We start from the raw sequence: 18,860 nt of genomic DNA, 5'->3' as shown, positions 1-18,860 counted from the left end.
CTATATTGGTGCCGGAGAGATGAATCGAACACCCGACCTTCTCACTACGTATGAGTAGCAAGCTGGCGGCCCCAAAGCGTCGCCTTTTCGTTGGCCTGCCTCTTGCTCACCGGGTGCTATCCCGGGGAAGCGAAGGGTGCCCGCAAGGTGATCGCGACGTTCATCGAGCAGCGGCCGGCGAAGCCCATTTCCGAAAGACCGCTCGAGACTACCTGGTAGCCTCTGAGCCGACCGCTCGTTCCTCAACTTTCGGCAGCAGCGGCCCCACCTCTTGGCGAAGCTTCTGAAGCTGCAGACGCATCATTTCGTCCTGGATTGGTTGGATTTGCGTATGCCATTTGTAGAAGCCCGCAACGGTAAGCAGAACTGAAAAGGCGATCAGGACCGACAGGTACATCGAGAGGATTTTCTTGTCCTCCCTGGCTACCTCGATCAGCCGTTCCAACAGCGCTTCGCGTATCGATTTCTCGCTCTTCTGATCCATCGCGGCACTAGGGGCCGTGCTCGGCGCTCGGACGGAGTCAAGCTCGACGTATAGCTTGTAAACCGAATCGTTCGTGCCGCGCTGCAGAGCCACAGTAGCTCCTGCACCGAAGATGAAGAGCAACAGTCCGAAAAAGGCATAGAACTTGTAGATGTTGTCCGTGGGAAGGGGTAGCTTGTCCATGCATGTCCTCTTGGTCGAGGGCGATTCTTAGCTCATGAGATCAGGCCTGCTTGCCCTCCGGGAAGGGGTTGTGAGGAATAGTTGGCGGAACGCGGTGAAAACCCCTAGTTGCCTCTCAGAGTCAAGTCGTGAGACTCGCGTTGCCCTATCTGGAGGCGAGGAATCGGCCTTGAACCAAATTTTTGACGCTACGCTGCAGGAAGAAGTCTAGATGGCGACAACGTCTAGGCAAGTACCGCCCCCAAGAACCAAACGCGCCAAGTTCACGAAGCCAAGCGATGACACGGTGCAGTCCCCATTTGATGCGGAAAGTGCTTTGGTTCCACGCGCACATCCTGAGCTCGTGTTCGGCTTGGTGGGACCGGTCGGAGTCGATCTTGATCCGGTAGTCGATGCGCTAACCAAGGAACTGAAGATCGCTCACTATCGCAGTCACGTCGTTCGACTAAGCGATCAGATCCAGCAGTTCTTCAGGTCGGATCACAGTAAGGATGCAGAAGACGAGCGGATCACGAATCTCATGAACGAAGGAACCCGCCTCCGTGAAGAAAGCGGGCGAGGTGATGCTGTCGCGCTTTTGGCCGTCGCAGAGATTCGCCGCATCAGAGAGGAGGTTTTTGGCGGGCACTCGGAGAAAAATTCCTACATCCTTCGTTCTCTCAAGCATCCGCACGAAGTGCAGACCTTGCGGCAGGTGTATGGCAAGGGCTTCTTCTTGATCTCGGTGTACTCACCTCGGGATGTGCGCGTCGGTGCGATGGCTGAGCGGATCAGCAAGTCTCTATACGGAGCCTCAAAGGGTGCTCGCGTCAAGGCAGAAGGGATCGTCGAGCGAGACGAGCTGGAGGAAAACACCAAGCTGGGGCAAGATGTGAAGGATGCGTTTCCGCTCGCTGATCTTTTCGTTGATGGCCGAAGCAAGTCAGCGGTTGCGGCACAGGTGTCCAGATTCATTGAGCTATTGTTCGGCAACGTCTTCCACACGCCCAGCCGTGACGAGCATGGGATGTACCACGCTCGATCAGCGGCGCTGAGGTCTGCAGATCTGAATCGCCAGGTTGGAGCTGCCATCTTTAGGCCTGACGGCGATCTCGTGGTTGTTGGATGCAACGATGTACCGAAGTCTGGTGGAGATCTCTACTGGCCAGGCGACAAGGGGGATGCTCGCGATTTCCAAAGAGGCGTTGATGCGAGCGCCGACCAACGGGTCCAGGTCCTCGGCGAGTTGATAGAACGATTCAAGGACCACGGCCTTCTTTCGGCCGGGCCGTCAAGCGAGAAAACCGGAAAGCTCGTTCAAGACCTGATCACAGGCTCGAAAAAATCGGTGCTCAAGGGCACAAGCGTAATGAACCTGCTTGAGTTTGGTCGGAGTGTGCATGCGGAGATGGCCGCCCTGATGTCCGCAGCTCGTCTAGGTGTCTCCGTTAAGGGGGCGACGCTCTTCTGCACTACGTTTCCCTGCCACATGTGCGCGAGGCATATCGTCGCGAGCGGCGTGAAGCGTGTCGTATATGTTGAGCCATATCCCAAGAGCAAGGCAAAGCTCCTTCACCCCGACGCGATAAGCGTCGATCCAACCGTTCCATCATCAGAACTTGTCAACTTCGAGCCCTTCGAAGGCGTCGCCCCGAGGCAGTACCAGGAGATTTTCGATTCGGCCGACCTCAGAAAGGACGCTGAAGGTCGCGCGGTTGCTTGGAGGCTAAACAGCGGCAAGCCGCGGTTCCTGAGGTTTCGCAACACTTATCGTGACATCGAGGATGCGATCGTGGCCGAAGAGGTGCCGCGCCTTGCTAAGGCTCTCGGGATTAGTCTAGAGTTGGACCTAGATGGAGAACAGGCGAAAAAATGACCACCAAGCCCCGCACCAATCTCGCCGAGCAGGTTCGACAAGCTCAGCAGACTGTGAACACCTGGTCTGAACGGAAACGTTCCTCTCTGCATCTTGAAGGCGTTGATACATACCTGACGCGCAAACAGCCATCGGTCGATGCCAAGTTGGGCACATTTTCTGCTCCCAACCGGCGAAAGGTGACAGCCTAGTCACCGTTGCGCCAAAGTTACAGGTGGTTTTATTGCGGCTACTTTGGTAGGTATCTCCAGTCGCGCAAAGTCTGGAATCGCGGCCCATGCGCCCTGCAGCCTGATTTTCGATTCCTAGCGGGAAACGCAAGACGGACGCTCTCCAAGGCGTCCGGCCTTTTGTTTTCGCAGTCGTCTAGAAAGACATCAGTTCTTTCTCGTATCGCTCCTGAAGCGACAACACAAGCTCCCAAGGTGCGATCTGCAAGCCGTTGGCGAGCCGAAAGATGCTGGTCAGCGAAGGACTGGTTGTTGCAAGTTCCAGTTTCGCCACAAACGTTCGATTCACCTCTGATGCATAGGCAAGGGCTTCTTGGCTAATGTCTAACGCGGCACGCCGGGCTTTCAGTTCGGCTGCAAATGCTCTTAGCAGAGCGGGGTCTTGATTGGATCGCATGCAACGAATCTCGTTGCTATGCATCCGTTATGCACCCGCTTGTATGGTACAAATCGAATCGAGATACAAGGAGGTCCACGGTATGCACCACGACATCCGAACTCGCTGACGTACCTCGGCACCGGGCACTTCTTCGTCTCTATTTCAACAACATTAGGGAGACACCGTGCACCGCCCGTTCAGACATCTCACCCTCGCCGCCAAATCGTCGTTGCAGCGAGTCGCCTCGGTGGCCGAATCCGCCGCTTCGGCTTACCCCGCCCGCCCGATCCACATGGTCGTCGGCTACTTGCGCGGCGGCGCCATCGAAAGCATCGCGCAGGCAGTCGCCGCCAAGCTCAGCGCCGAATTCCGGCAGCCTCTCGTCTTCGACAGCGGCCCACACGTTGGCGGCACACTGGGCCTCACAGTGGCGGCGCGGGCGGCGCCAGACGGCTACACGCTGCTGATGACCAGCACCACGACGATGTGGGTCGCGCGGCATCTGTACAACGAACTCCCGGACGGCCCGCGCGGCGACTTCGTGCCCGTGGCGCTGTTCAGCCCATTACCAGAGGGCTTGGCGGCGAACTCGTCAGTATCTGCACATGACCTCCAGGCTCGCATCGAGTGGTTGAAGAGCAGCGGTTCCAGGGTCGACGGCATCTACGCACCGCCGGGCACGCCCGGCGCAATCGTCGACAAGCTGGCCGCAGCGATCAGGCACACGATACGGACTGTCGACGTGCAGGCGCAATTAATAAAGCAGGGCGTCGACCTCGTGCTTCTCACAGGGCCGGCTGCGCGTGCATTCCTTGCCCAGGATTGACAGAACCGAGCCGCAGCACCGCGTGCCCAACCCTCGGCCGCGTCACCCGCCTTCACCACCACTCAGCGAAGCAACCAACTCCCCCGTCGTCACAATCGCATGCGCATAAGTCGGCCCATTGATCTCATGCGCCACCTTCATCGCCTCCACCGAAAACGCCGCAGTCGCATCCCGCACCAGCGTCACGTGGTACCCCAGCTCCACCGCAAACTTCCCCGTCGTCTCGATGCATGTATTCGCCAGCAACCCGATCAGCACCACCTTGCTGACCCCATGCTGCCGCAACTGGATATCCAGGTCCGTATTCGCAAACCCGCTCGACCCGCGGTGCTCCTTGATCATCACGTCCTCGGCCTCCGGCTGAAAATCCGGATGCCACTCCGCCCCCCAGGTGCCTTCGGCAAACAGCTGGATGCGATGCCCGCCCAACTGATAGGGCGTCGGGTGCGCCCACCCGCTGAAGTCCGAAGGCTTCGCCCGGTTGTGCGGCACATAGAACACGCGGATGCCCGCCTTCCTGCAAGCCGTGACCACCTGGCGCATGTTCGCGATCGTGCCCGTCTGGTCGATCACGGCCTTGGCGCGGCCTTGCAGCTTGCCGCCCTCCGACAGAAAGTCGTTGTACGGGTCGACCAGGAGCAAGCCGGTCGATGAAAGCTTGCTCATGGTCGTCTCCTTCGGCGGGTCAGCCGCCGAGCCTGGATCGCAGGAAGTCGAAGGTGCGGCCGTTGGCCAGTGCCGCCGCCGCGGCGTCGTAGTGGGTGCCGCCGTGCCGCGCGAAGGCATGCATGCAGCCCGGGTAGCGGTAGACCTCGACGTTCGGCTTGCCCGCGAGTGCCGCGACGATCGCCTCCTGCGCGGGCTTGGAGATGAATTCGTCCTCCTCGCCCAGGTGCATCATCAGCGGCGAGGTGACCTTGTCGGCCTCGCCGAGGAACTCATCCGTCCGGCCACCGTAGTACGCCACGGCCGCATCGACTTTGCCGCGCGCCGCGCTCAGGTAGGTCAGCAATCCGCCCAGGCAATAGCCCATGACGCCGACCTTGCCCGAGGCGCCGGGCAACGTGCGCGCGGCCGCGAGAGTGGCCGCGACGTCGCGCACGCCGGCATCGAGGTCGAAGGCCTGGTAGAGCGACAGGGCCTTGGGCCAATCGGTCAGGTGCGACAGTTCGACGCCCGGCTCCAGGCGCCAGAACAGATCGGGGCACAGCGCGATGAATCCCTGCTCGGCCAGTTCGTCGCAGCTCTGCCGCATGTCGCCGTTGATGCCGAAGATCTCCTGGCAGACCACGATGGCCGGCGCAAGCTTGGCGCCGTCCTTCGGGCGGGCGACGTAGGCAGCCCAACTTCCGTCGGGCGTCGAGATGGTGGTGTTGGTGCTCGTCATGGCTTCACCGGCGCTTTTTGGATGGCGACGAGCGCTCAGCCCTTGATGAAGGCCAGCAGATCCGGGTTGATCACGTCCGGGTGCGTGGAGCACATGCCGTGCGGCAGCCCCGGGTACACCTTGAGCTGCGCACCCTTCACCAGCTTGGCCGACAGCAGCGCCGAATCGGCGATGGGCACGATCTGGTCGTCGTCGCCGTGCATGACGAAGGTGGGCACGTCGATCTTCTTCAGGTCTTCGGTGAAGTCGGTTTCCGAGAAGGCCTTGACGCAGTCGTAGTGCGCCTTGATGCCGCCCATCATCCCCTGCCGCCACCAGTTATGGCGGATGCCTTCGGAGATCTTCGCGCCGTCGCGGTTGTAGCCGTAGAAGGGCAGGGTGATGTCGCGGTAGAACTCTGCGCGGTTGCCGGCGACGCCGGCCCGGATGCCGTCGAACACGTCGATCGGCAGGCCGCCCGGGTTGGCCTCGGTCTTCAGCATGATCGGCGGCACGGCGCCGATCAGCACGGCCTTGGCGACGCGCTTCGTGCCGTGGCGCCCGATGTAGCGGGCCACTTCGCCGCCGCCGGTGGAGTGGCCGATGTGGACCGCATCCTTCAGGTCCAGCGCGGCGGTGAGGGCGGCGAGGTCGTCGGCGTAGGTGTCCATTTCGTTGCCGGTCCACGTCTGCGTCGATCGGCCATGGCCGCGACGGTCGTGCGCGATCACGCGGTAGCCCTGCGACAGGAAAAACAGCATCTGGTTGTCCCAGTCGTCCCCCGACAGGGGCCAGCCGTGCGAGAAGACGATGGGCTGGCCTGTGCCCCAGTCCTTGTAGTAGATCTCGGTGCCGTCTTTGGTCGTGATGCTGGGCATGGTCAAGCTTCCTTTTGGGAGTGGGTGGGAGGAGATGGCGGTGCGCGCAGTATGCTCGTATACCCCGCCGTTGGCGTCCTCCCGAGGGGCGCCTCGGACCCCTCCCGATTGCGAATCGGCGCAGTGGCCATCGGTGTCATTGCGCATTGGTCTTTGGAGGTAGATGCCCGCCCATGACTTCTGACCTTGCCCGCTCCTGGCTGGCCTTCAGCGCGCCCGTGGCTGCGGCGCAGGCGGCCGGCTGGCCGATCGTCGCACTCGAATCGACCATCATTGCCCACGGCATGCCGTACCCGGAAAACGTCCGGACGGCGCGTGAGGTGGAAGCGCTGATCCGCGACATGGGCGCCGAGCCGGCGACGATCGCGGTGATCGGCGGGCGTATCCGCATCGGGCTGTCCGACGACGAGCTGGAACTGCTCGGTCGCTCGAAAGAGGCCCACAAGGTCAGCCGCCGCGACCTGCCTGCCGTGCTCGCCGGCGGCGGTCTTGGCGCGACCACGGTGGCCGGCACGATGATTTGCGCGGCGCTGGCCGGCATCGAAGTCTTCGTCACCGGCGGCATCGGCGGTGTGCACCGCGGCGCATCGGAAAGCTTCGACATCTCCGCCGACCTGCAGGAGCTGGCGCGGACCTCGGTGGCCGTGGTGTGCGCGGGTGCGAAGTCCATCCTCGACATCGGGCTCACGCTCGAATACCTGGAAACGCACGGCGTGCCGGTGCTCAGTTGCGAGCAGGACAACTTCGCGGCCTTCTACACGCGCGACAGCGGCTTCCGCGCCGACTACAGGCTCGACGACGCGGCAGCGCAGGCGCGATTCATACGTACGAAGTGGGACCTCGGCCTGGCAGGCGGCGTCGTGCTGAGCACGCCGGTGCCGGAAGCCGCGGCGATGCCGCGCGAGGAGATCGACGCGTTGACCGATCAGGCACTCGACGAGGCTATGGCGCAAGGCATCACTGGCAAGGCGGTGACACCTTTCCTCCTGGCGCGCATCAAGGCGCTGACCGGCGGTCGCAGCCTGGCCACCAACATCGCGCTCGTGAAGCACAACGCCGAGGTGGGCGCGAGGCTTGCGCTGGCATTGTCCGCGTCATCACGTCGTTAACATGCCCGCTGATTTGACGAAACGACAGTGAGCGGAGGCCACATGGCAAACGAAGAAAACCGAAGAGCCGAACTGAAGAAGATGACGCTCTGCGCCTCCTGCGCAGGCATCCAGCGCAACTGGCGCCGTGCACCGGGGCATGCCGAGCTGGTGCAGTCGTCCAGCCGCAAGGCCGAGCGCAGCGATGCGGACGGCGGCAGCCACACCGTCACACTCACCAGCTATCGCTGCGACGCTTGCGGCACGCGCTGGGAATACGAGAACGACAAGACCAACCAGCAGGCGGGCTGGTCCGTGGTCGGGCAGTAGGCCGTGACTTATCAACTCCACTACTGGCCCACGATCCAGGGCCGCGGCGAATTCGTTCGTCTGGCGCTCGAGGCTGCTGGCGCGGCCTATGTCGATGTGGCGCGCGCGCCACCCTCCCAAGGCGGCGGTGAGGCCGCGCTGGGGCGACGGCTCGGCGATGCTGACAATCCGCGCCCTTCGTTCGCGCCGCCCTTTCTGGTCGATGGCGACATCGTCGTCGGGCAGACGGCGGCGATCCTGCTGTACCTCGGCCCGCGACTCGGCTTGGCGGGCATCGGCGAGGCCGACGGGTTGTGGACGCACCAGTTGCAGCTCACCATCGCCGACGCAGTGGCCGAGGCGCACGACACGCACCATCCGCTCTCGACCGGCCTTTTCTACGAGGACCAGCGCGAGGCGGCGCTGGAGCGGGCGAAATCGTTTCGCGAAGAGCGCATCCCCAAGTTCCTCGGCTGGTTCGAGACGGTGCTTCAGCGCAATCAGTCGGGCGACGTGCACCTGGTCAGCGACGTGCTGACCTATGCCGACCTCTCGCTGTTTCAGCTCGTGTCGGGTCTGCGCTATGCGTTCCCCAAGGCGACGGCGCGGGCACTTGCGGAAACGCCCGCCGTCGCCAAGCTCGCGACGAACATCAGCCGCCGGCAGCGGGTGCACGAATATCTGCAGAGCCCGCGCCGTATCGCTTTCAACGAGGACGGCATCTTCCGGGCGTATGCCGAACTCGACGGCTGAACGCGCGCCGCGGAGAGCCTAATCGTTCGGCTCTTCGCGCATGCGCAGTGCCGCGTCGTAGAGCGCGTTGCGCGGCGCGCCGCTGATCTCCGCGGCGATGCGCACAGCGCTCTTGAGCGGAAGCTCCTCCAGCAACAGGCGCAGCACGCGCTCGCCTTCGACGCCATCGTCGACCGCCGCTGGCTTCGGATGGAGGACCAGCGCGAATTCCCCGCGCGTGCGATCGCGGCTCGCAGCGAACCAGTCGGGCAGGGCGGCTGCCGTGATGGTCGCGATCTCCTCGAATTGCTTGGTGAGTTCGCGGCCCACGGTGATCTGCCGTTCCCCCAGCGTCGCCAGTGCGCGCGCCAGCGCCTCGATGCGGTGCGGCGCTTCGAGCAGCACCACGCTGCGCGGTTCATCGGCCAGTTCGAGCACGGCGGCATCGCGCTCCCCGGCCTTGCTCGGCAGGAAACCGGCGAAGACGAATGCGCTGCCAGCGTCGCCCCCCGAAACCAGCCCCGCCGCGCCGACCAGCGTGGTCACGCTGCTCGCCCCGGGCAACGGGAGCACGCGGTAGCCAGCCTCGCGCACCGCGGCGACAAGACGGGCGCCTGGGTCGCTCACGCCGGGCGTGCCGGCATCGCTCACGTAGGCAATGCGTTCACCGTTCGCGAGCCTTGCGATGACCGACTGCGCGGCTTCGGCCTCGTTGTGCTGGTGCAGTGCCAGAAGCTGGGCGGAAGTCCGCTCGATGCCGTAGGCGCGCAGCAGGCTTTGCGTGTGGCGGGTGTCCTCGCAGGCCACCGCATCGACGATCTGCAGGACGTGCAGCGCACGCAGCGTGATGTCCGCCAGGTTGCCGATCGGCGTCGCGACCACGTAAAGCGTCGCCTGCGGATAATGCTGCGCGCCCGCGGCATCGCGCGCAGCCTGCAAGGCGGCGCCAAATGAAGCGGGAGCGAGTGCGTTCAAAGGTTTTCTCCAGAACAAGACGACAGGGAGGTCGCGACAATGACGACGAAGCAGCGAGGCGACGCGGCGGAAGATGCCGCGCTCGACCACTTGCTGGCGGCGGGCCTGGGCCTGGTCGCGCGCAATTATCGAACCCCCGGACGCGGCGGCGGCGAGATCGACCTCATCATGCGCGATCCACGCGACGGCACGCTGGTGTTCGTCGAGGTGCGGCAGCGCGCGAGCGGCACGCATGGCGGTGCCGGTGGCAGCATCACGGGGGTGAAGCAACGCCGCATCGTCTTCGCGGCACGGCACTACGTCAGCCGGCTTCGGGCGATGCCTCCGTGCCGTTTCGACGTGGTGCTGATCGAGGATCGCATCGAGTGGCTCCAGGGCGCTTTCGATGCGGGTTGAATCTTTTCGGGAACCCACGCGCCGATCGCGGCTCCACAACGCAACACGTTTTGTTTCACGAGGCGCGCTCCATCGCGCAGTTATCATCCCGCCCCATGCTTGAGCAACGCATCCAGCAGCACTTCATCGATAGCGCCGACCTGAAATACCAGGCGGGTCCTCTCCTCGGCAAACCGATTTCGCAGGCCATGCAGGCGCTGCTTGCGTGCGTCACCAGCGGGGGCAAGATCCTCGCGTGCGGCGCGGGCGTCTCGGGCTTTCTGGCGGCGCAGTTCGCTTCGCAGTTTGTCGGCCGCTTCGAGCGTGATCGCCCTGAGCTCGCGGCGATCGCCTTGCCCGGCGATGCCACCGATCCCGCGGCCGACACACCGGAGGCCCTCGATGCCGATCGATTCGCACGGCAAGTGCGCGCCCTCGGCCAGGCCGGCGATGTGCTGCTGGTGCTGAGCGCGAGCGGCCAGTCGGCGGCAGTGCTCGCAGCCGTCGAAGCAGCGCATGCGCGCGACATGACGGTCGTCGCGCTGCTCGGCAACGCAGCCAGCCCGGGCAGCGGCACGGGCGGGGCAGTGGGCCGCGCGCTGCGCGAAACCGACGTCCAGGTCTGCGTGCCGCACGAGCGCGCGGCGCGCATCCACGAAGTCCACCTGCTCGCGCTGCATTGCCTGTGCGATGGCGTCGATGCGCAACTGCTCGGCGACCAGGACAGCGATTCGTCGCTCCTGTCCGCCTGACGTCCCCCTTATACGAACAATCAACAGGAAGGTCCTACCTATGACGACGAGATCCACTCAACGCATCGCGATGGCATTGGCCGCAAGCGCCGTTCTGGTGGCTGGCCTTTCCGCCTGCGTTCCGCTGGTCGTCGGAGGGGCCGCAGCCGTCGGCGTGGGCATGGTGGCGACCGACCGCCGCAGCTCCGGCGCGCAGGTGGACGACCAGGGCATCGAATTGCGTGGCGGGGCGCGTATCCGCGAGATCGCCAACGACAACATGTACGTCAGCATCACGAGCTTCAATCGCCAGGTGCTGCTGACGGGCTCGGTCGGCACCGAGGCCGATCGCCGCAAGGCCGAGGACGTCATTCGCCGCGTCGACAACGTGCGCACGGTCTACAACGAGCTGGTGGTCGGGCCGCCCAGCAGCTTCCAGGATCGTTCGAACGACACCTTCATCAGCGGCAAGGTCAAGGCCTCGCTGCTCGACTCCAAGGACATCTTTGCGAATTCGTTCAAGATCGTGACCGACCGCGGCGTGGTGTACATCATGGGCATCGCCACCCGTCGCGAAACCGATCGCGCCACCGACGTCGCGCGCGGTGTGTCCGGCGTGCAGAAGGTGGTGCGCGTCGTGGAGATCGTCAGCGAGCAGGAGCTGGCGAACATCCAGAGTCAGCAGCAGCAACAACAACAGCAGCAGCCGGCGGCGTCAGGCGCGACGCAGGGCGGGACGAGCCCGGCACCGGCTTCGCGCTCGAACGTGCCGCTGCCGCCGATGGAACCGCTGCCACCGTTGCCGTCGGCGCCCGGCGGCGGCGCGACGACTACGCCGGTTCGCTGAGGTCGGCCGCTGGCTGGCTACTTGAGCCTGGTGATCAGGCTCGAAGTGTCCCAGCGCTTGCCGCCGGACTGCTGGACGTCGGCATAGAACTGATCGACCAGCGCGGTCACCGGAAGCCGGGCGCCATTGCGCTTGGCTTCGTCGAGCACGAGGCCGAGGTCCTTGCGCATCCAGTCCACCGCGAAGCCGAAGTCGAACTTGCCTTCGATCATGGTCTTGCCGCGGTTGTCCATCTGCCAGCTCTGCGCGGCGCCCTTGCCGATGACGCCCAGCACTTCGTTCATGTCGAGCCCGGCGCGCTGGCCGAACGCGATGGCCTCGGACAGCCCCTGAACGAGGCCCGCAATCGCGATCTGGTTGACCATCTTCGCGAGCTGTCCTGCGCCGCTGTCGCCCAGCAGGGTGCAGGCGCGCGCGAAGGCGGCGATCACGGGCTCGACGCGATCGAAGGCGGCCGAATCGCCGCCGCACATCACCGTCAGCGCGCCGTTCTGGGCGCCGGCCTGTCCGCCCGAGACGGGCGCATCGATGAACTGGAGGCCGCGGTCGAGCGCTGCCTTGGCGAGTTCCCGCGCCACGTCGGCCGAGGCGGTCGTGTGGTCGACGAACACCGAACCCTTGGCCATGCCTGCGAAGGCGCCGTTCTCGCCGAGCACGACCGAACGGAGGTCGTCGTCATTGCCGACGCAGCAGAAGACGATGTCGGCGTTGGAGGCCGCACCCCTCGGCGTCGCCGAATGGGTCAGGGCGCCCTTGGACTGTGTCTTGAATTCTTCCTGCCAGGCCTTGGATTTGGCGTCGGTCCGGTTGTAGACCGTCACGCTGTGGCCCGCCAACGCAAGATGGCCGGCCATGGGATAGCCCATCACGCCCAGGCCGAGAAAGGCGACCTTCTGCGAGGGGATGGAGTCGTAGGTTTTGGGGTTGAGGCTGCTCATGGCGCTAGCTTAGCGCGAGCCTGTCGGTCCCATTCCAGAAACACCGCGGAACCGGCTCCGCCGGGCCGCCGGTGTTGCCCCCGGCAGGGGGTGGGCGGCTACACGAAGTGAGCAAGCCTGGGGGCGAGCCTAGACAATCGCGAAGTGCTCGGTCCCTGCGGATAGGTCCGTCGTGCGGGCGCGCTGGCTGTTGAGCTTGATCTGCAGCCGCAGGTCGTTCGCCGAATCGGCATTGCGGATCGCGTCCTCGAAGCTGATCGCGTTGCCTTCGAACAGGTCGAACAGCGCCTGGTCGAAGGTCTGCATGCCGAGGTTGCGGCTCTTCTTCATGATCTCCTTGATCTCGCCGACTTCGCCCTTGAAGATCAGGTCGGAGATCAAAGGCGTGTTCAGCAGGATCTCGACGGCGGCGATACGCCCGTGGCCATCTTCAGTCGGAATCAGTCGTTGGGAGACCAGCGCGCGCAGGTTCAGCGACAGGTCCATCAGCAGCTGTGCGCGGCGTTCTTCGGGGAAAAAGTTGATGATCCGGTCCAGCGCCTGGTTGGCGCTGTTGGCGTGCAGCGTGGCCATGCACAGGTGGCCGGTTTCCGCGAAGGCCACCGCGTGTTCCATGGTCTCGCGGTCGCGAATTTCGCCCATCAGGATCACGTCCGGCGCCTGGCGCAGGGTGTTCTTGAGCGCGGCTTCCCAACTGTCGGTGTCGATGCCGACTTCGCGTTGGGTCACCACGCAGTTCTTGTGCGGGTGAACGAACTCAACCGGGTCTTCCACCGTCACGATGTGACCGAAGGAGTTCTCGTTGCGCCAGTCGATCAGCGCGGCGAGCGTGGTCGACTTGCCCGAACCCGTCGCGCCGACCAGGATGGTCAGGCCGCGCTTGGTCATCGCCACGTCCTTGAGCACCTGCGGCATGCCGAGGCCGTCGATGGTCGGCAGCTTGGCGGGAATGGTCCGCAGCACCATGCCGACCTTGCCCTGCTGCACGAAGGCATTGACGCGGAAGCGGCCGATGCCCGTCGGCGAGATCGCGAAGTTGCACTCCTTGGTGCGCTCGAACTCGGCCGTTTGGCGATCGTTCATGATGGAACGCGTGAGCGCCAGCGTGTGCTGTGCGCCGAGCGCCTGCTGCGACACCTTGGTGACCTTGCCGTCGACCTTGATCGCCGGCGGAAATTCGGCCGTGATGAACAAGTCGCTGCCATTGCGGCTCACCATGAGCTTCAGCAGGTCGTTGATGAACTGGCTGGCTTGATCGCGTTCCATGTGGTGCTCCGAATGCGTTGGCCGAGGCTCAGCCCGGGAAATTCTCAGGGATCTTTGCCTTGCCGCGCGCTTCCGCTGCCGAAATGACACTGCGGCGCACGAGGTCGGTCAGATTCTGGTCCAGCGTCTGCATGCCCTGGCCACTGCCGGTCTGGATCGACGAATACATCTGCGCCACCTTGCCTTCGCGGATCAAATTCCGGATCGCGGGCGTGCCCAGCATGATCTCGTGCGCCGCCACGCGCCCCTGACCATCCTTGGTCTTGCACAGTGTCTGCGAAATCACGGCCTGCAGGGACTCCGACAGCATCGCCCGGATCATTTCCTTTTCTTCGCCCGGGAACACGTCGATGATCCGGTCGATGGTCTTCGCCGCCGACGAGGTGTGCAGCGTGCCGAACACCAGGTGGCCCGTTTCCGCCGCGGTCATCGCGAGGCGGATGGTCTCCAGGTCGCGCATTTCGCCGACCAGGATCGCGTCCGGGTCTTCGCGCAGGGCGGAGCGCAGCGCGTTCGCGAAGGAGAGCGTCATGGGCCCGACTTCGCGCTGATTGATCAGGCACTTCTTGGATTCATGCACGAACTCGATCGGGTCTTCGACGGTGAGGATGTGGCCGTACTCGGTTTCGTTCAGGTAGTTGATCATCGCGGCGAGCGTGGTCGACTTGCCGGAGCCGGTCGGGCCGGTCACAAGCACCAGGCCACGCGGCTTGAGCGCGAGGTCGCCGAGAATCTTGGGCGCGTTGAGTTGCTCCAGGGTCAGGATCTTCGAGGGAATGGTCCGGAACACCGCCGCGGCGCCGCGAGACTGGTTGAAGGCGTTCACGCGGAAGCGGGCGAGGCCGTCGATCTCGAAGGAGAAGTCGACTTCGAGGAACTCTTCGTAGTGCTTGCGGTGCGTGTCGCTCATGATGTCGTACACCATGGCGTGGACGGCCTTGTGATCGAGCGCGTCGACGTTGATGCGCCTCACGTCGCCGTGCACCCGAATCATGGGCGGCAGGCCGGACGACAGATGCAAGTCGGACGCCTTGTTCTTGACGCTGAAGGCCAGCAGTTGGGTGATGTCCACGAAGCTCCTCGGTGACGTTTTGATACGCTTTGGGGATTATGACGATGATTGGCGACAACCTCCAGCAAGTTGCGACCCGGATCGTGACGGCGTGCACGGCTGCCGGTCGCGACCCGGCGAGCGTGCACTTGCTTGCGGTATCGAAGACTTTCCCGGCCGAGGCCGTGCGCGAGGCGCATGCGGCCGGCCAGACCGCCTTTGGCGAAAACTACGTGCAGGAAGGTGTCGCCAAGATCGAAGCCCTGGCCGATCTGCGCAGCCAGCTCGAATGGCACTGCATCGGCCCGCTGCAGAGCAACAAGACACGGGTCGTGGCGGAGCATTTCGACTGGGTGCATAGCATCGATCGCCTGAAGATCGCCGAGCGGCTTTCAGAGCAGCGGCCGCTGCATTTGCCGCCCTTGCAGGTCTGCCTGCAGGTCAATGTGGATGGCGGGGCTAACAAATCCGGCGTCACAGCGGAAGAAGCGATTTCCCTCGCGCGCGCCGTTGCAGCTTTGCCACGTTTGCGCCTCCGCGGGCTGATGGCGATCCCTGAGCCGGCACCTGATTTCGCGGCGCAGCGCGAACTGTTCCTGCGCGCAGCGGAGGTGTTCGATCAGGTCCGGGCGTCGGGAATCGAACTCGACACGCTGTCGTTGGGCATGTCTGCAGACCTCGAAGCGGCGATTTCGGCTGGCAGCACTATGGTTCGCATCGGCACCGCCATCTTTGGAGCACGCTGATACCGTTCAGATGCCGAGCGGTAGTCTGGCGCTGCTCTTCACTTCTTCCATCACCGCGTAGGTCCGCGTTTCGCGCACGCCCGGTAGCTGCCACAGCACGGTGCCCGCGAACTCGCGATAGGCCGCCATGTCGGCCATTCGGGTCTTGAGCAGGTAGTCGAAGCCGCCCGCGACCATGTGGCACTCCATGATCTCGTCGCGCACCTGCACGGCGGCCTTGAAGGCGTCGAAGACGTTGGGCGTGGTGCGATCGAGCAGCACCTCGACGAACACGGTGAAGCCGCGTCCGAGCTTGTGCGGGTCGAGACGGGCTTCATAGCCCAGGATGAAGCCGTCGCGTGTGAGTCGCTGCACGCGTGCCAGCACGGCGGTGGGCGAGAGCGCCACCGTCTCCGCCAGCTTGAGATTCGATATACGGCCGTCTTCCTGAAGAACCTTCAGGATTTTCATGTCGATGCGGTCCAGATCGGCAGGGGGTTGGTTCATGACTAGTGAATTATCCGGTCGACAGCAAATTTATGGTGAATAACTCGTCAGAGGAAGTCGGAGCATCGACGTATTCACTCTCGGACTCCGCCATGCGCCTTCCCACGCCCTATCGACCTGAAAGCGACATCGTTTCGCATCGTCTCGCCTCCCTGAAAGGCACACTCGACTGGGCTTTGGTCGTGCCCAAGGCCTCGCCATGGGTACGCGCCGTGCGCGACAAGCCGCCGCCGTTCTGGGCCATGGAAAGCCTGTTGCGCGAATACCCGATTTCGAGCGCTGAAGGCCTGGCGCTGATGCGCCTGGCCGAGGCGCTTTTGCGCGTGCCCGATGCCGAGACTGCGATCGCCCTGACCGCCGACCAGTTGGGCCGCGCCGACTTCGATGGCAGTGCCGACTCGACGCTGTCGCGCCTGTCTTCCTCGGCCATCGCCTTGTCGAAGAAGTTCCTCCCGCATCCCTCGGACGAGACGGGGCAGGGGGACGCCGAGCCGGGCTTGATGGCGAGGCTCGGCGCCCGCACCGTCGTGGCCGCGACGCTACGCGCCGTGCAGTTGCTGGGCCGCCAGTTCGTGCTGGGCCAGACCATCGACGAGGCCATGGGAGAGGCCCGTTCTGCCCACAGGAAGCACGCTGCCCTGCGATTCAGCTACGACATGCTCGGCGAAGGCGCACGCACCGACGCGGACGCGCTCCACTATCTCGACAGCTACGTCAACGCCATCCAATCCATCGCCTCGGGCGCGGACCGCGAAGGCACGCCGGAGCACAACGACGGTATCTCGATCAAGCTCAGCGCGTTGCATCCCCGCTACGAGGACGCGCAGCGCGAGCGCGTGATGGGCGAACTCGTTCCACGCGTGTGGCTGTTGTGCCAGCTGGCGGCAGACGCCAAGCTCAATCTCACCATCGACGCCGAGGAAGTCGACCGGCTCGAACTGTCGCTCGAAGTCTTCGAGGCCCTCGCGGCGAAGGTCGCTGCCGAGCGCCCGCAATGGCGCGGTTTCGGACTCGCGATGCAGGCCTACCAGACGCGTGCGCTGGAACTGGTCGAGCACGTCACGGCGATCGCGCGCAAGTACAAGCTGCGCCTGATGTGCCGGCTGGTAAAGGGCGCTTACTGGGACGCGGAAATCAAGCGTGCCCAGGAGCTGGGCCTGCCCCATTACCCCGTTTTCACGCACAAGCACCACACCGACGTGAGCTACCTTGCCTGCGCAAGCGCGCTGCTCGCTGCGCCGGACGCCGTCTATCCGCAGTTCGCCACGCACAACGCCGGGACCATCGCTGCGATCCTGCAGATGGCCGGCGATGTCCCTTTCGAGTTGCAGCGGCTGCATGGAATGGGGGAGGGCATCTATCGCGAAGTGATGAAGGGCAGCGCCGTGCCAGTGCGTGTTTATGCGCCGGTCGGCAAGCACAAGGATCTGCTGGCCTACCTCGTGCGCCGGCTGCTGGAGAACGGTGCCAATTCGTCTTTCGTCAACCAGCTCGGCGACGAGTCGGTGGGCATGGACGAGCTTCTGGTGTCCCCGTTGTGGCTGGACCGAAACGCAACGCTGCCGTTGCCGCACGAGCTCTACGGCCCACCACCGGCGCGGCGCAACAGCCAGGGCGTCGACCTGACCGTCGAATCGATGCGCGCCCCATTGCTCGATGCACTGGCTGCGACCGGCGTTCCTGTCGTCCCGGAGTTCGAGGCGCATCGCGCGGCGGAGGCCGTCGCGGCGGCCGCGGCCTCCAATCGGTCGTGGACCCGGAAGCCTGTCGCGCAGCGCGCTGCCGTGCTGCGCCACGCCGCCGACGCACTCGAAGCCGCCCTGCCGCGCTTCTGCGCGCTGCTGGTCAAGGAAGCGGCCAAGACGTGGGGCGACGCGGTGGCCGAGGTCCGGGAGGCTGTCGACTTCCTGCGCTACTACGCCGACGAGGCGGAGCGCGTGATGCAGCCGATCGCACTGCCCGGGCCGACCGGCGAGAGCAACGAACTCCGGCTGACGGGGCGCGGCCCCTGGGTCTGCATCAGCCCCTGGAACTTCCCGCTGGCGATCTTCCTTGGCCAGGTCGCAGCCGCGCTCGCGACCGGCAACAGCGTACTGGCCAAGCCGGCCGAGCAGACGCCGGCGGTCGCTTCCGAGGCGGTCAAGCTGTTGCATGCGGCTGGCGTGCCCGCCGACGTCGTGCAACTGCTCCACGGCCCGGGCGAAACCGTCGGCGCGGCACTCGTCGCGGCACCCGGCGTAGCGGGCGTGGTGTTCACCGGCTCGACACAGGTCGCGAAGATCATCCACCGGGCGCTGGCCGCCAAGGACGGTCCGATAGTCCCGCTGATCGCCGAGACCGGCGGCATCAATGCGATGGTGGTCGACTCCAGCGCGCTGCCCGAACAAGTGGTCGACGCGGTCGTACAGAGCGCCTTCCGCTCGGCCGGCCAGCGCTGTTCGGCCCTGCGCCTGTTGCTGATCCATGAAAGCATCGCGGACGACGTGATCGAGATGATCCGCGGCGCCGCGAAGGAACTCGTCGCGGGCGATCCTGCGCTTCTGTCGACGGACGTCGGCCCGGTGATCGACCGCGAGGCCTTCGACGGCATCCAGCGCCATCTGGAGCGCCTGAACGCGGAAACCAAGGTGCTCGTCGCCCCTTCGCAGCCGGCCCGGGATGTGCCGAACCTCGTGCCGCCCCATGCCTTCGAAGTGCCATCCATCGATAGCGTGAAGACCGAAATCTTCGGCCCCGTGCTCCACGTCGTGCGCTGGTCGGGCGAACCGCAGGCGGTGATCGACCGGATCAACGCCCTCGGCTTCGGGCTCACCCTCGGCATCCAGACGCGCATCGACAGCCGCGCCCACGCCATGGCTGCGCGGGCCCATGTCGGCAACATCTATGTCAACCGCAACATCATCGGCGCGGCGGTCGGCGTGCAGCCTTTCGGCGGCGAAGGCCTGAGCGGAACCGGCCCCAAGGCGGGCGGCCCCCACTACCTGCTGCGCTTCTGCGCGGAGCAGGTGCTCACCATCAACACCACCGCCGCGGGCGGCAATGCGGCCTTGCTTGCCGCAAGCGCATAACCGTCAAAGCAACATGCATAGCCGTGGCGCGGCGGTCGCAGGAGGAC

Annotated in this window: 21 protein-coding genes; 11 read left to right on the top strand and 10 right to left on the bottom strand. The window is 64.6% G+C overall.

Annotated elements, in window-relative coordinates:
* Window positions 1–208 precede the first annotated feature (208 nt).
* Window positions 209–667 carry a hypothetical protein gene (locus AC1D3B_RS16375; protein ID WP_478191715.1) on the bottom strand — a complete coding sequence of 153 codons (459 nt, stop codon included), beginning with the start codon at window positions 665–667 and terminating at the stop codon, window positions 209–211.
* Between the two features lie 211 nt (window positions 668–878).
* Between AC1D3B_RS16375 and AC1D3B_RS16370 the strand changes: the two genes are divergently transcribed.
* Together AC1D3B_RS16370 and AC1D3B_RS16365 are read left to right on the top strand one after the other, a co-directional pair.
* Window positions 879–2,522, top strand: a complete 1,644-nt coding sequence (locus AC1D3B_RS16370; protein WP_478191714.1) for an anti-phage dCTP deaminase — start codon at window positions 879–881, stop codon at window positions 2,520–2,522.
* Window positions 2,519–2,713, top strand: coding sequence for a hypothetical protein (locus AC1D3B_RS16365; protein ID WP_478191713.1), 195 nt, complete (start codon window positions 2,519–2,521; stop codon window positions 2,711–2,713). The genes AC1D3B_RS16370 and AC1D3B_RS16365 overlap by 4 nt, the downstream gene beginning before the upstream one ends.
* 175 nt (window positions 2,714–2,888) lie before the next feature.
* Here AC1D3B_RS16365 and AC1D3B_RS16360 read toward each other — a convergent pair whose 3' ends face one another.
* The gene (locus AC1D3B_RS16360) at window positions 2,889–3,149 is read right to left on the bottom strand and encodes a helix-turn-helix domain-containing protein (protein ID WP_478191712.1); all 261 of its coding nucleotides are present in this window, start codon (window positions 3,147–3,149) and stop codon (window positions 2,889–2,891) included.
* A 166-nt stretch (window positions 3,150–3,315) separates the two neighbouring features.
* Here AC1D3B_RS16360 and AC1D3B_RS16355 point away from each other — a divergent pair, with 166 nt between their 5' ends.
* Entirely contained in the window at window positions 3,316–3,957 is a 642-nt protein-coding gene (locus AC1D3B_RS16355; protein WP_478191711.1) for a Bug family tripartite tricarboxylate transporter substrate binding protein, read from the top strand.
* 42 nt (window positions 3,958–3,999) lie between these two features.
* Here AC1D3B_RS16355 and AC1D3B_RS16350 read toward each other — a convergent pair whose 3' ends face one another.
* From AC1D3B_RS16350 to AC1D3B_RS16340, 3 genes are read right to left on the bottom strand one after another with little or no spacing between them, the layout of a single operon-like run.
* Window positions 4,000–4,623: a cysteine hydrolase family protein gene (locus tag AC1D3B_RS16350; RefSeq protein WP_478191710.1), complete on the bottom strand. Its 624-nt coding sequence runs from the start codon at window positions 4,621–4,623 to the stop codon at window positions 4,000–4,002.
* A gap of 19 nt (window positions 4,624–4,642) precedes the next feature.
* Window positions 4,643–5,344 carry a dienelactone hydrolase family protein gene (locus AC1D3B_RS16345; RefSeq protein WP_478191709.1) on the bottom strand — a complete coding sequence of 234 codons (702 nt, stop codon included), beginning with the start codon at window positions 5,342–5,344 and terminating at the stop codon, window positions 4,643–4,645.
* Window positions 5,345–5,379: 35 nt separating this feature from the next.
* Window positions 5,380–6,201 carry an alpha/beta fold hydrolase gene (locus AC1D3B_RS16340; protein ID WP_478191708.1) on the bottom strand — a complete coding sequence of 274 codons (822 nt, stop codon included), beginning with the start codon at window positions 6,199–6,201 and terminating at the stop codon, window positions 5,380–5,382.
* Between the two features lie 173 nt (window positions 6,202–6,374).
* On the opposite strand from AC1D3B_RS16340, the gene AC1D3B_RS16335 reads away from it, so the two are divergent.
* From AC1D3B_RS16335 to AC1D3B_RS16325, 3 genes are read left to right on the top strand one after another with little or no spacing between them, the layout of a single operon-like run.
* Window positions 6,375–7,310, top strand: a complete 936-nt coding sequence (locus AC1D3B_RS16335; protein ID WP_478191707.1) for a pseudouridine-5'-phosphate glycosidase — start codon at window positions 6,375–6,377, stop codon at window positions 7,308–7,310.
* 42 nt (window positions 7,311–7,352) lie between these two features.
* Window positions 7,353–7,619 (top strand): hypothetical protein, encoded by a 267-nt coding sequence (locus AC1D3B_RS16330; protein WP_478191706.1) that lies wholly within the window; start codon window positions 7,353–7,355, stop codon window positions 7,617–7,619.
* Between the two features lie 3 nt (window positions 7,620–7,622).
* The gene (locus tag AC1D3B_RS16325; RefSeq protein WP_478191705.1) at window positions 7,623–8,351 is read left to right on the top strand and encodes a glutathione S-transferase; all 729 of its coding nucleotides are present in this window, start codon (window positions 7,623–7,625) and stop codon (window positions 8,349–8,351) included.
* Between the two features lie 18 nt (window positions 8,352–8,369).
* On the opposite strand, the gene rsmI is transcribed toward AC1D3B_RS16325, so the two are convergent.
* Window positions 8,370–9,305 (bottom strand): 16S rRNA (cytidine(1402)-2'-O)-methyltransferase, encoded by a 936-nt coding sequence (gene rsmI / locus AC1D3B_RS16320; RefSeq protein WP_478191704.1) that lies wholly within the window; start codon window positions 9,303–9,305, stop codon window positions 8,370–8,372.
* Window positions 9,306–9,344: 39 nt separating this feature from the next.
* Here rsmI and AC1D3B_RS16315 point away from each other — a divergent pair, with 39 nt between their 5' ends.
* The 3 genes from AC1D3B_RS16315 (at window position 9,345) to AC1D3B_RS16305 (ending at window position 11,258) form a co-directional block, all read left to right on the top strand.
* Entirely contained in the window at window positions 9,345–9,701 is a 357-nt protein-coding gene (locus AC1D3B_RS16315) for a YraN family protein (RefSeq protein ID WP_478191703.1), read from the top strand.
* Between the two features lie 95 nt (window positions 9,702–9,796).
* Window positions 9,797–10,432: an SIS domain-containing protein gene (locus AC1D3B_RS16310; protein WP_478191702.1), complete on the top strand. Its 636-nt coding sequence runs from the start codon at window positions 9,797–9,799 to the stop codon at window positions 10,430–10,432.
* 40 nt (window positions 10,433–10,472) lie between these two features.
* Window positions 10,473–11,258: a BON domain-containing protein gene (locus AC1D3B_RS16305; protein WP_478191701.1), complete on the top strand. Its 786-nt coding sequence runs from the start codon at window positions 10,473–10,475 to the stop codon at window positions 11,256–11,258.
* Window positions 11,259–11,275: 17 nt separating this feature from the next.
* Here the strand turns inward: AC1D3B_RS16305 and AC1D3B_RS16300 are convergent, their stop codons facing one another.
* The 3 genes from AC1D3B_RS16300 to AC1D3B_RS16290 form a co-directional block, all read right to left on the bottom strand.
* On the bottom strand, window positions 11,276–12,196 hold the full coding sequence (locus AC1D3B_RS16300; protein WP_478191700.1) for an NAD(P)-dependent oxidoreductase: 921 nt from the start codon (window positions 12,194–12,196) through the stop codon (window positions 11,276–11,278).
* Window positions 12,197–12,325: 129 nt separating this feature from the next.
* Window positions 12,326–13,462: a PilT/PilU family type 4a pilus ATPase gene (locus tag AC1D3B_RS16295; protein ID WP_478191699.1), complete on the bottom strand. Its 1,137-nt coding sequence runs from the start codon at window positions 13,460–13,462 to the stop codon at window positions 12,326–12,328.
* A gap of 28 nt (window positions 13,463–13,490) precedes the next feature.
* On the bottom strand, window positions 13,491–14,534 hold the full coding sequence (locus AC1D3B_RS16290; protein ID WP_478191698.1) for a type IV pilus twitching motility protein PilT: 1,044 nt from the start codon (window positions 14,532–14,534) through the stop codon (window positions 13,491–13,493).
* A gap of 38 nt (window positions 14,535–14,572) precedes the next feature.
* Between AC1D3B_RS16290 and AC1D3B_RS16285 the strand changes: the two genes are divergently transcribed.
* Complete coding sequence (locus tag AC1D3B_RS16285) at window positions 14,573–15,259, top strand: YggS family pyridoxal phosphate-dependent enzyme (RefSeq protein ID WP_478191697.1); 687 nt, start codon at window positions 14,573–14,575, stop codon at window positions 15,257–15,259.
* Between the two features lie 6 nt (window positions 15,260–15,265).
* On the opposite strand, the gene AC1D3B_RS16280 is transcribed toward AC1D3B_RS16285, so the two are convergent.
* Complete coding sequence (locus tag AC1D3B_RS16280) at window positions 15,266–15,745, bottom strand: Lrp/AsnC ligand binding domain-containing protein (protein ID WP_478191696.1); 480 nt, start codon at window positions 15,743–15,745, stop codon at window positions 15,266–15,268.
* 92 nt (window positions 15,746–15,837) lie between these two features.
* Here AC1D3B_RS16280 and AC1D3B_RS16275 point away from each other — a divergent pair, with 92 nt between their 5' ends.
* A complete protein-coding gene (locus AC1D3B_RS16275) occupies window positions 15,838–18,813 on the top strand; it encodes an L-glutamate gamma-semialdehyde dehydrogenase (protein ID WP_478191695.1) in 2,976 nt (991 codons plus the stop codon).
* The last annotated feature ends 47 nt before the right edge of the window (window positions 18,814–18,860 follow it).

The organism is Variovorax sp. P5_A3, from assembly GCF_056400665.1.
Note: the sequence above shows the minus strand (reverse complement) of the source record. Positions and strands in the feature narration are given on the sequence as shown.